The sequence below is a fragment of the Apibacter sp. B3706 genome (assembly GCF_011082725.1).
Taxonomy (GTDB): domain Bacteria; phylum Bacteroidota; class Bacteroidia; order Flavobacteriales; family Weeksellaceae; genus Apibacter.
Window position 1 is genome coordinate 876,005 of the sequence record NZ_CP049715.1, and the last position, 12,867, is coordinate 888,871.

Annotated in this window: 9 protein-coding genes; 7 read left to right on the top strand and 2 right to left on the bottom strand. The window is 31.5% G+C overall.

Annotation, left to right across the window (positions count from 1 at the left end):
* Positions 1-99: 99 nt before the first annotated feature.
* Positions 100-1,854, bottom strand: a complete 1,755-nt coding sequence (locus G8C41_RS04005; RefSeq protein WP_166006205.1) for an AMP-dependent synthetase/ligase — start codon at positions 1,852-1,854, stop codon at positions 100-102.
* A gap of 173 nt (positions 1,855-2,027) precedes the next feature.
* Between G8C41_RS04005 and G8C41_RS04010 the strand changes: the two genes are divergently transcribed.
* From G8C41_RS04010 to G8C41_RS04030, 5 genes are all read left to right on the top strand, one after another.
* Positions 2,028-3,542, top strand: coding sequence for a GH3 auxin-responsive promoter family protein (locus G8C41_RS04010; RefSeq protein ID WP_166006206.1), 1,515 nt, complete (start codon positions 2,028-2,030; stop codon positions 3,540-3,542).
* Positions 3,543-3,558: 16 nt separating this feature from the next.
* Positions 3,559-3,951: a hypothetical protein gene (locus tag G8C41_RS04015; protein WP_166006207.1), complete on the top strand. Its 393-nt coding sequence runs from the start codon at positions 3,559-3,561 to the stop codon at positions 3,949-3,951.
* Positions 3,952-4,177: 226 nt separating this feature from the next.
* Complete coding sequence (locus tag G8C41_RS04020) at positions 4,178-5,455, top strand: replication-associated recombination protein A (protein ID WP_185152307.1); 1,278 nt, start codon at positions 4,178-4,180, stop codon at positions 5,453-5,455.
* 204 nt (positions 5,456-5,659) lie between these two features.
* Complete coding sequence (gene uvrC / locus G8C41_RS04025) at positions 5,660-7,447, top strand: excinuclease ABC subunit UvrC (RefSeq protein WP_160566211.1); 1,788 nt, start codon at positions 5,660-5,662, stop codon at positions 7,445-7,447.
* A 107-nt stretch (positions 7,448-7,554) separates the two neighbouring features.
* The gene (locus G8C41_RS04030; RefSeq protein WP_166006209.1) at positions 7,555-8,259 is read left to right on the top strand and encodes a DUF4197 family protein; all 705 of its coding nucleotides are present in this window, start codon (positions 7,555-7,557) and stop codon (positions 8,257-8,259) included.
* A 177-nt stretch (positions 8,260-8,436) separates the two neighbouring features.
* Here G8C41_RS04030 and htpG read toward each other — a convergent pair whose 3' ends face one another.
* Complete coding sequence (gene htpG, locus G8C41_RS04035) at positions 8,437-10,320, bottom strand: molecular chaperone HtpG (RefSeq protein WP_166006210.1); 1,884 nt, start codon at positions 10,318-10,320, stop codon at positions 8,437-8,439.
* A gap of 280 nt (positions 10,321-10,600) precedes the next feature.
* On the opposite strand from htpG, the gene G8C41_RS04040 reads away from it, so the two are divergent.
* A complete protein-coding gene (locus tag G8C41_RS04040; RefSeq protein WP_166006211.1) occupies positions 10,601-11,047 on the top strand; it encodes a GNAT family N-acetyltransferase in 447 nt (148 codons plus the stop codon).
* A gap of 333 nt (positions 11,048-11,380) precedes the next feature.
* On the top strand, positions 11,381-12,862 hold the full coding sequence (locus tag G8C41_RS04045; protein ID WP_166006212.1) for an amino acid permease: 1,482 nt from the start codon (positions 11,381-11,383) through the stop codon (positions 12,860-12,862).
* The last annotated feature ends 5 nt before the right edge of the window (positions 12,863-12,867 follow it).

Sequence of the window (12,867 nt, forward strand, 5' to 3'; positions counted from 1 at the left end):
ATCGGATCAATACTCTGTTTCTTCTTATACTAATTATAAACAAAAAACAACTAAGATAATCTTAGTTGTTTTTTTATAATAATAAGAATTTATTTACTGTTAACTATACATATCATCGATTAGAAATTTAAATTTTTCCAATACAATTTTACGTCTAACTTTTAAAGTAGGAGTGATCTCACCGGAATCCATGTTAAAATCCATAGGAAGCAATTGAAATTTTTTAATTTTTTCAAATCCTGCTAAATGTTGCTGAATATGATTGATTCTCGCAGTGAATAAATCTTTAATTTTTTGATGAGATATAAGCTCCTCAAAAGAATTAAAATGAATATTTAAATTTTCTGCAAAATGTTTTAAAGCCTCAAAGTTAGGTACTAATAAGGCCGTTACATATGGTTTATTATCACCCACAACCACAGCTTTCTCAATATAATTATCATTGGTTAAAAGATTTTCAATCGGCTGCGGACAAATATATTTACCGTTAGACGTTTTCATTAAATCTTTAATGCGATCAATAATAATTAAATTTCCGTTTTCGTCAAATTTTCCTGCATCACCGGTTTTGAACCATCCATCGGCAGTAAAAGCATCTTTAGTCTCTTTTTCCTTCTTATAATAACCTTTAAAAACCCCGTATCCTTTAATTAAAATTTCATTCTCATCGCCTATACGTATTTGTACTCCTGTCATGGGCTTACCAACCGAATTATACTCATAGTTTTTCAACGGAAAAGCTGCCACAGTCGCAGTGGTTTCAGTTAAGCCATATCCCACGCATAAATGAATTCCAATACAATCCAAAAATTCTGTTATTTCAGGACTGATCGAAGCTCCTCCTACAGGAATAAATCTAAGTTTACCTCCCAATTGTTTCTTAACTTTTTTGAAAAGCAGTGTATCAACGATTTTATACTTTAGGGCTAAAAACCAAGGTATTTTTTTGTCGTTTCTTTTTAAATTGGAGTATTTTTGACCAATTTTCAAAGAGGATGTAAATAATTTCTTTAAAAATTTGGGACTGCTTTGGATTTTTTCATTAACAGAAATATAAATCTTTTGGAAAAGGCGAGGAACCGAACACATGGTTGTCGGCTTCACTTCTAAAAGAAATTGTGATATTTCTCTAGGATTTTCACAAAAGCTCAGCTGTCCACCACTTGAAAGTACAAAAGAACTCCAACATTTTTCGAATACATGACTTAATGGTAAAAACACTAATGAATTTTCATTTTTAGGAGTAAAACCAAAGAAACTTTCATGAGCTTTACAAGCTTCGATAAAATTTCCGTGAGAAAGCATTACGCCTTTAGGTTCTCCGGTTGTTCCGGAAGTATATATTATAGAAGCGATATCGTCTTTATCTTTAGAAACCACTTCACAGTCTGTTGACTGATCTTTAATCAAATCATAAAAATGATAGGAATATTTACTTTGTAATTCAATAAAATTCTTAGCAACTAAAATATGTTCAAGAGAAGTTCCTTTAGAATAGATCTTTAAACAATTCGTATATTGTTTTTCATTTCCGGCAAGAATAATTTTTACATTAGCATCATCTATGATGTATTCAGCTTGTTCAGAAGTTAGAGTAGCAAAAATCGGTACAGTAACAGCACCAATAGTAAGAATCGCTAAATCTAAAATCATCCATTGCGGCATATTATCAGCATATATGGCAATCTTGTCATCAGGTTTAGCACCTAAAGACTTTAGAGCATTGGCTGTTTGTTTAACTAAATTAGTAAACTCTAACCAAGTATACGATTTCCATTCATGATTTTCTTTAAAATTTAAGGCTACTTTAGAAGATAATACTTTATTATCAAGTATGATTTGCGAAAAATTCATATATAATTTTTTTTATCGAAATTTAGAATAAGATAAGCCTAAATCTCGAAATGTAAAGTTAAGAATAATATAATTCTTATGAAATTAAGGTATGTTAATTATTTCAAAAATTAGTTAATTTTTGGCTAGATTTAGTAATATATGTATTTTTATATCCTAAAATTAGTAAAGAAATGGTATCAGGAATTGTAAATACCTTTATCCAGTGGTATGTAAAGAAAAGGGTTAAGCAAATGGAAGTGTTCATTAATAATCCTGAAGATACCCAAAATGCCGTATTAACAGCTCTTTTATATAAGGCAAAAGATACCGAATACGGGAAAAAATATAAGTTTAATCAAATAACTTCATATAAGGATTTCAAAAATCAAGTTCCATTAGTACATTATGAAGATTTCGAACCTTTTATAACGAGAGCAAGAAAAGGCGAAAAAAATGTTATATGGCCCGGAATAATTCAATGGTTTGCCAAATCATCCGGTACAACCAATGCTAAAAGTAAATTTATTCCAATTACTGAAGATAGCTTGCAAGAATGTCATTATAAGGCAGGAAAAGATTTATTTTCAATGTATGCTTTCCATAATCCAAATACAAAAATTTTTCAATGTAAAAATTTAAGGTTGGGAGGAACCCGAGAAAATTACGCCGGTTTCGATTCGAAATATGGAGATTTATCTGCCGTTTTAATAGATAATCTACCCTTTTGGGCAGAATGGAAAAGCACTCCAAATAAAGAAGTATCTCTTTTAAAAGATTGGGAAATCAAATTACCTGCAATTGTGGAACAAGTCATTACGCAAGATGTGGGAAGTTTTACCGGAGTTCCTTCCTGGATGATGGTATTATTACGAAAAGTATTAGAAGCCACTGATAAAAAATACATTGATGAATTATGGCCGAATGTTGAATGTTTCTTTCATGGGGGAATAAGTTTCACTCCTTATGTTGAGCAGTATGCATCCATATTTTCCAAACCGATTAATTATTATGAAATTTATAATGCTTCCGAAGGGTATTTTGCCATGCAAGATACCAATGAAAGTAAAGATATGCTCTTAATGCTCGATTATGGTATATTTTATGAGTTTATACCTATGGATGAGTTTTATTCGGATAATCCGACAGTTATATCCATTGAAGATGTAAAGTTAGACACCAATTATGCATTGGTTATAACAACTAATGGCGGATTGTGGAGATACATTATAGGTGATACGGTAAAGTTTGTTTCTAAAAATCCGTATCGAATAAGAGTTACGGGAAGAACCAAATTTTATATTAATGCATTTGGTGAAGAATTGATGGTTGAAAATGCTGAAAAAGCCTTAAAAGAGGCGGAAAAAGAAACCCAAGCGATAATATCCGAATATACGGCCGGGCCGATATTTATGAAAGGAAAAGAAAAAGGTTCGCATGAGTGGATCATAGAATTTGCACGACAACCGAATTCTATGGAAAAATTTACGGAAATTTTAGATAATGAATTGCAGAAATTAAATTCCGATTACGAAGCCAAAAGATATAATAATATGACATTAACGATGCCCAAAGTACATTCAGCAAGACCTCATCTTTTCTATGACTGGATGAAGCAAAGAGGTAAATTGGGTGGTCAAAATAAAATACCCCGTTTAGCTAATGACAGGGAATATTTGGATTCATTGCTGAACTTAAACCATAAATAATCTAAAAACTTTAATAATGAAACAATTTTTTTTAATTTTAGGAACTACTCTAAGCTTACTTGCCTGTTCATCTAAAAATAACACCCATTCGGTCATTGTAGGAAATGATGCAGACGAACACGGGTGTAAAAAATCTACCGGTTCTCAATGGTCACAAATTAAAAGAGATTGCGTTCAACCGTTTAGTGTAGGAATTAAATTAAAACCAGTTTCCACAACCTCTACTCAAGCAGCTTATATACTTGTAGATAAAGATCGTATCGAAATATTTTCATCTGAAATACCCGGTTCAGTGATCGCACAAAAGATAAATGATACTGAATGGAAAAATGGAAATTGGGTAGTAAAAAAAATTAATGATATCTATGAATTAGAAAAAGACGGCAAAACGCTTTACAAAAATAACTAATAAGGATATCTATTCAATATAATATTAGTTTACGAAAAATTATATGGTAAAACTACAGAAACTTTAGGTAACTCTATTTTTATAAAGTAGGATTTTTTTTAAAGTTTTAAGTTCAAATATGTATAGCATATATACACTAGTATATGTAAAAATTTATTGCCTTTGAACCATAAAATTTGAAAATAAATAATTACATTTAGAAACAGTATTAATACATAAGAGGATGATCCAGTCACCTTTAGCAGAAAGAATGCGTCCGAAAACCCTTGAGGACTATCAATATCAAAATCATTTAATAGGAAAAGACGGTCCCATTAAACGAATGGTGGAAAGTGGAAATCTGGCTTCCATGATTTTTTGGGGTCCTCCGGGAACAGGAAAAACAACTCTCGCAGAAATAATAGCCCATGAATCTCAAAGAGACTATTATACACTTAGTGCGGTAAGCTCCGGAGTTAAAGAAGTAAGAGAAGTAATAGAAAAGGCTAAAAATCAAAATTTATTTACCGGAAAAAGTCCTATTTTGTTTATTGATGAAATCCACCGATTCAACAAGTCGCAGCAAGACAGTTTATTACAAGCCGTTGAAAAAGGATGGGTCGTATTAATCGGAGCAACCACGGAAAATCCCAGTTTTGAAGTTGTATCAGCACTATTATCCAGGTGTCAGGTATATACCCTTTATCACTTAGACAAAAAAGCGTTGTCCAATTTATTGCACAGAGCTATAACAGAAGATGAAACTTTGTCCCAAAAGAAGGTAATTATAGATGAAGAAGAGGCCTTATTGCAATATTCAGGAGGCGATGCCAGAAAACTGTTAAACAGCTTGGATTTAGTTGTACAACAATTCAGTGATCAGGAGGAAATCCATATCAATAATGAAGAAATAAAAAAAGTCATTCAACAAAATATGGCTTTGTATGATAAAGGAGGAGAACAACATTACGATATCATTTCCGCCTTTATAAAGTCGATTCGAGGTTCAGATCCCAATGCAGCCGTATATTGGTTAGCTCGAATGCTGGATGGGGGAGAAGACATTAAATTTATAGCTCGAAGGATGGTTATTTCCGCTTCAGAAGATATAGGTATGGCCAATCCTACAGCTTTAATATTAGCAAATAATACCTTTCAAGCGGTAAATGTCATTGGAAATCCCGAAGCAAGAATTTTATTAAGTCAGTGTGCCATTTATTTAGCAACCTCTCCTAAATCAAATGCTTCCTATTTGGCAATAAATTCAGCCTTAGCATACGTTAAAGAAACAGGAAATTTGCCCGTTCCTTTACCAATTAGAAATGCACCCACTCAATTAATGAAAGAGCTGAATTACGGTTCAGGATATAAATATGCCCATGATTATCCGGGAAATTTTGTATATCAAGAATTTTTACCCGATCAAGCTTCTCATCAAAGTTTTTATCAACCCGGTAATAATCCAAGAGAAAACAAACTCAGAGATTATCTTAAAAATTTGTGGATGGATAAATACAATTTTTAATATGATCACAGAATTGACTAAAATTCAGTGATATAAAAGATGTAGTAAAAATAGAATAAATCTTCCTTTTAGTCCAATTTTAATTTTTCCAACCTTACCATTCAATTGTTGCAACTAAGATAAGAATCTTAGTTCGTCTCTATTTTTGAATCATTAATTAATTTAGTTATACGTATTTTTGTATAGGAAATTTCAGTAACAGATATGTCATTAGAACTTCAGTTAAAAACATTACCTAACAAACCGGGAATTTATCAGTTTTTTGATGAAAACCAGAAAATTTTATATGTTGGAAAAGCTAAAAACTTAAAAAAAAGGGTTTCATCCTATTTCAACAAAGAACATGTAGGTAAAACTAAAGTTTTAGTTTCAAAAATTAAAAATTTAAAAATTACGATTGTTGATACTGAATACGATGCCTTATTGTTGGAAAATAATCTGATTAAAGAATTTCAGCCGCGATATAATATTCGTTTAAAGGATGATAAAACCTATCCTTGTATATGCATTAAAAATGAACCCTTTCCAAGAGTTTTTTTAACCAGAAAATTAATAAAAGACGGTTCTGAATACTATGGACCCTATAGTTCCGTAGTAGTAGCCAAAGCACTGTTAGAGTTAATAAAAAGTATCTATCCCTTACGAAGTTGTAATTTAGATTTAACTCAAGAAAAAATTGAATCACATAAATTTTCCGTTTGTCTGGAATATCATATCCATAATTGTTTAGGTCCCTGTGAGGAATATCAAACGCTTGAAGATTATTTAGAAAATATCAAAGAAATACGGGATATTATCAAAGGTAATATATCCGAGCCTTTAGCATCCTTACGAAAAAAAATGATGCAGTATTCTGATAAAATGGAATACGAAAAAGCACAGCAAATAAAAGAAAAATTAGATATTTTAGAAAAATATCAAGCGAAATCAACTGTTATTTCACCCACTATATCCAATGTGGATGTATTCGGTATTACTTCCGATGAATCGGCTGCTTATGTTAATTATTTTAAAATTGTAAAAGGTAGAATCATTCAATCCTATACAACTGAAATAAAAAAACAGTTGGATGAATCCGATGAAGAAATATTACAAAAAAGTATAATTGAAATACGAGAAAAATTCAATTCAGTATCTAAAATCATTTATATTCCTTTTCCTGTAGATATAAAAATACCGGATGTAAAATTATATATTCCTAAAATAGGGGATAAAAAGAAAATATTAGATTTATCTGAAAGAAATGCCAAAGAGTATAGGTTAGAAATGCTAAAACAGGTTAAAATTGTAGATCCCGAACGACATTCCAACCGAATTATGGCTGAAATGAAAACGCTTTTACATTTACCGGAAGAACCACGATTAATTGAAGGTTTTGATAATTCCAATATACAAGGAACCAATCCGGTTTCTGCCTGTGTTGTCTTCCGCAACGGCAGACCGAGTAAAAAAGAGTATCGTATTTTTAATGTTAAAACAGTAGAAGGACCTAATGACTTTGCTACTATGGAGGAGGTAATATATCGCAGATACAAAAGGCAATTAGAAGAAAATAACGAATTACCTCAACTTATACTAATTGACGGAGGAAAAGGTCAGTTAAGCTCTGCCTATAAATCATTGGAATTACTGGGATTGGCGGGAAAAATACCTATTATCGGGATCGCCAAAAGGTTGGAAGAACTCTATTTTCCCCATGATTCCATCCCTTTATATTTGGATAAAACTTCAGAAACCCTAAAAGTGCTGCAAAAAGTTCGAGATGAGGCGCACAGGTATGGAATAACGAGGCACAGAAATAAAAGAAGTAAAAAAACATTCACGACTGAACTGGAAACAATACCCGGAATTGGAAAAAAAACCATTGAAATACTTTTAAATCACTTTAAATCCGTATCAGCCATAAGACAGGCTAGCGAAGATGAAATTCAAAAGCTTATTGGAGATAAAAGAACTTCAATAATCGTAAATTATTTTAAAACGGATAAATAAGATTTTCTAAACTTGTAAAAACTCGATAAAAAGTTAATCGGATAAAATCGTTACTATAATTAAAAGATAATAGTATTTTTGCTTGTTATTTTTAATTATAAAAATTTATGAATTATACATTTTATTCTAAAATTGGATTGCTTTTTATTTTTATATTGAGTTTTCAACTATGTATCTGTCAAAAAAGATCAACCAATCATTTAGCCGCCTTACATGCCGTAAAAAAAATTTTAACTGCCAGTACCAATCAAAGTTTTTCTGTACTAAAAGATACAGGTTCATTTCTAATCAATACAAAAATGGAAGAAGCCTTACCCGATGAACTTAAGGATATTAATACAAAACTCGAAACCTTAGGCTTATCGAGTATTGTTGAAAGTGAAAAGCAAAACATCGGAAAAGCAGCTCAATCTTCAGTTAATTTATTTAAGCCTATCATTAATTCTGCAATTAAAGACATCACGCCTTTAGAAGCTGCTAAAATTATAGCCGGAGGAAAGGGAGCAGCTACTCAATATTTGAAAAGGAAAACGGAAGCGAAACTTTTTGAAGCAATACAACCCGAGGTTGAAAATGAATTAAACAGCAGTGGAGTAACCGCATTGGTTAATTCCGCATTAAACAACAAAACAATTCAAAATGCCTTAGCCATGATTACCGGAAACCCTGCTTCAACAACCGAAAAAGAATCTAATTCGATTGCTAAGTACGCAACTAGTCAAATTGTTAATGGATTTTTTCAAGTAGCAGAAGAATATGAAGTAAAAAATTCCAATCTTTCTACAGATCTTATTAAATCGTTAGTTAAATAAGCTAAAAAGAAAGTTATTTTTGAATTAAACAGTATCTATCACTTAATTTTAGTCATCCGGAAAAAATAAAGAAACGGTTAAAATAGAGGAATAGATAACTAAAACAAGTTTTATTAAAATAAAATTAAAAAAAGCCATTCTGATTAGAATGGCTTTTAATCTATCAAAGATTATTTTTTACTTTATCATTTCGTAACTTCTCTTAATAAAATCAGTAAGATCTTTACCTTTAAGTATATTTTGAGAAAGTTTAGCTAAGTCTAAAGCTTGTTTAATAATGGAAGCTTTTTCGTCTTTGTTTTCCTTCTTTAAGATTTCGGAAGCAATAGGATTATTGGTATTAACGACAAGATTATAAGATTCAGGGAAATTACCCATCATGCCGTACATTCCACCGCCCACTTGTTGCATATCTTTCATTCTTCTCATAAATTCCGGCTGAGTCAAAATAAAAGGAGCGTCATCCTTACTTAAATTTTCTAACGAAATAGTATACGTTTTAGAATCTACATTTTCCTCAATTTCTTTTTTAAGAGTTTCTTTTTCTTCATCGGTTAAAACAGATACGGTGTTTTCGTCCTTCTTGATAAGATTGTTAATATGATCTGCATCTACTCGTACAAAAGAAATATTTTCTTTAGAAGTTTCCAATTTTTGAATTAAATGAGGAACTATTGGAGAATCCAATAATAAAACTTCATAACCTTTTTGTTTAGCCGTTTGAATGTATTGATCTTGCTCATCTAAATTGGTAGCATATAAGATCACTAATTTACCATCTTTGTCGGTTTGGTGATCTTTAATCTTATCTTTTAACTCGTCGAACGTATAATATACATGATCTACCGTAGGATAAAGCGCGAATTTATCTGATTTTTCATAGAATTTTTCTTCGGAAATCATTCCGTATTCTATTACTATTTTAATATCATTCCATTTCTTTTCAAAATCCTCGCGGTTTTCATTAATTAAAGAAACCATCTTATCAGCCACTTTTTTGGTGATGTAAGAAGAAATTTTCTTAACAGCGCCGTCAGCTTGTAAATAAGAACGAGAAACGTTTAACGGAATATCGGGAGAATCAATAACCCCTCTCAATAACATTAAGAAATCGGGAACGATGCCTTTAACCTCATCGGTAACAAAAACTTGATTTTGATATAATTGGATTTTGTCTTTATCTAAATTCAGGTTATTGGCTAATTTAGGAAAAAATAAAATTCCGGTTAAATGAAACGGATAATCTACATTCAAATGAATGTAAAATAAAGGTTCATCAAATTGCATCGGATACAGCTCATGGTAAAATGCTTTGTAATCCTCATCTTTCAATTCAGAAGGAGACTTTGTCCATGCCGGATTAGGATTATTGATGATATCATCAACGATTACTTTTTCAGGTTTGGCATCTTTATCAGTACCCTCAGGTAGCGGTAACATTTCTTCCTTAGTTCCGAATTTTATCGGAATAGGCATGAATCGATTGTATTTTAACAGTAGTTCGCGAATTTTGTATTCTTCTAAAAATTCAGAAGAATCTTCGGCAATGTGTAAAATAATTTCAGTACCGCGATCTTTTTTATCTGCAGGACCTAAATCGAATTGAGGACTTCCGTCGCAAACCCATTGCACGGCCGGAGCATCTGTATAAGATTTAGTTATGATTTCCACTTTATCGGCAACCATAAAAGCAGAATAGAAGCCTAAACCGAAATGACCTATAATACCTTCTTTTTCAGCATCTTTGTGTTTAGAAATAAAGTCTTCAGCTCCGGAAAACGCTACTTCATTAATATATTTTTGTACTTCTTCTTCTGTCATACCGATCCCTTGATCGATAATATGAAGGGTTTTATCTTCTTTGTTTATTTTAATTTCAATAATTGGACTGCCGTATTCAACGTTAGCTTCTCCAATATTCGATAAATGTTTAAGTTTTAATGTAGCATCGGTAGCATTAGATACCAGCTCACGTAAAAATATTTCGTGATCGTTATATAAAAACTTTTTAATCAGTGGAAAAATATTTTCAACCGATACATTAATATTTCCTTTTGCCATATATTTTTTTGTTTTTTACGATTAATTAATGAAAATTAATTTTCAAAAGTCAAAAAAAGTACCAATGAAAATCTTATGACAAAATGACGGGAAACAAAGGTAAAAGGCGCATTAGCATTAGATAATTTTTATTTCCATTTTTTAAAATAGCATTTACAATTGAAATTATTACATACTATCCAATTTTTATTTTCTAAAATAAGATAAATTTATTTTAATTTTTTATCTTTAATAGTTTAAATTAAAAATTATTACAAACTTAATTTTAAGTGTAAACAGAATGATAAGAAGAGCAGTTAAAGGAGATTGTAAAAGATTAATGGAATTAGTACATGAATTAGCCGATTTTGAAAAAGCACCGGATGAAGTTACCGTAAATCTATCCCATTTTGAAGAAAGCGGATTTGGAGATCATCCCGTTTGGTGGGCGTTGGTCGCTGAAGATGAGAAATCTAAAACCATTATAGGTTTTGCTTTATACTATGTGCGATATTCGACATGGAAGGGGCAACGCCTGTATCTTGAAGATCTTTATGTATGCCCCTATTGGAGAGGAAAAGGAATAGGAAGTCAACTTTTTGAGGCTGTAATTAGGGAAACTAAAGATCAACAATTAAACGGGATGGTATGGCAGGTATTGGAATGGAACGAAACGGCAATAGAATTTTATAAAAAGTATAATGCAAAATTTGATGCAGAATGGATCAATTGCAGTATCGATTTATAGTCTCAAGCATTTAAAAAATATATCAAAGGGTTTATTTTATACAGCAAAGTAGATAATTTACATTTTTTTGTGTTGAATCTTTAGTTTTAGTTGTGATTTGGTAAAAAATCATTGTTAATTTAGGAATAGATTTATCGAAAATGTAAGATTTTAACAGATATATATCATTAAAAAAACAGTTATTTTTCGAATTTCATTATATTTGTAAAATTTATTAAATTTCGTATAAAATAAGATAAATTTTATCTGAAATTATGTATTATTTGAAAATGGAGCAAAAATAATTACAATTTTTTATACTAATACTAAATTACTAACTGTAAAGAATTAATTTTGAAGAATTTAAAGTCTGATAGAACAAAGAAAGAATTAAAAAGAGGATTATCTAATCGACATATACAACTTATCGCTTTAGGCGGCTCCATAGGTACCGGATTATTTTTAGGAATCGGACCGGCTGCTGTCATGGCAGGACCATCCGTTATTTTAGGTTATACCATTGCCGGATTTATAGCATTTATGATTATGAGGCAACTGGGAGAAATGGTAGTTGAAGAACCGGTATCGGGAAGTTTTAGTCATTTTGCCAACAAATACTGGGGACCTTTTGCAGGTTTTGCTTCCGGTTGGAACTATTGGTTGTTATACACGTTAGTAAGCATGACGGAATTAACCGCCATAGGAACCTATGTACATTTTTGGTGGCCGGAAATTCCATTATGGGTATCGAGTTTATTCTTTTTTGTGGTTATTAATTTAATTAACCTGGCTAATGTAAAGATTTACGGAGAAGCAGAATTTTGGTTTTCAATCATAAAAGTTATTGCAATCATAGCTATGATTGTTTTTGGAAGCTATCTTTTGATAAGCGGTTCGGGAGTCCCTAAAGCATCCATAACTAATTTATGGAACGACGGTGGATTTTTTCCTAAGGGCTTATTTAATTCAGATGGAACAGGAGGTTATCAAGGGTTACTTGCCGCAATGGCTTTCATTATGTTTTCTTTCGGAGGGTTGGAGCTGATCGGGATCACTGCTTCTGAAGCAGAAAATCCTGAAGTAACTATCCCTAAAGCGACGAATCAGGTAATATACAGAATCCTTATTTTTTATACCGGAGCTTTACTGATCTTATTTTCACTTTCTCCGTGGAGAGAAATAACAACCGGAAGCAGTCCGTTTGTAACCGTTTTTGATACCCTTAACGGTTTTAGTTTTACATTATTAGGTCATACTTTTTATTTTACAAGCATCATTGCAAATGTTCTGAATGTGGTGGTTTTAACTGCAGCCCTATCTGTTTATAATAGCAGCGTGTACAGTAACAGTAGGATGTTATATGGTTTGTCCGTTCAAGGAAATGCTCCTAAATTTTTATCGAAACTGAATGCCAATCATGTACCGGTAATGGCCATATTGGTTTCCGCCTTATTTGCTGCTGTTTGTGTTATTGTAAACAAAGTAATGCCGAAAGAAGCTCTCAATTATTTAATGTCGTTAGTAGTTTCTTCTCTAATCATCAATTGGATAATCATCAGTTTAACCCATTTTTATTTTAAAAGAAGTAAAAATAAAGAAGGAGTGTTTAAAACTAAATTTCCTTCTTTATGGTTTCCGCTGGGAAATATTATTTGTTTGATATTCTTAGTTGGAATTTTACCCATTATGTGGTTTACCGGTATGGAATTATCTATTGAGCTGATTCCTGTATGGTTGTTTGTTCTGTATTTCTGCTATAGATTTCCTAAATATAAATGGATTTTATTAATTATATTTTTAGCCTATTTTCTCTGGAGAATTTACAGCATAATTTAGTGGGT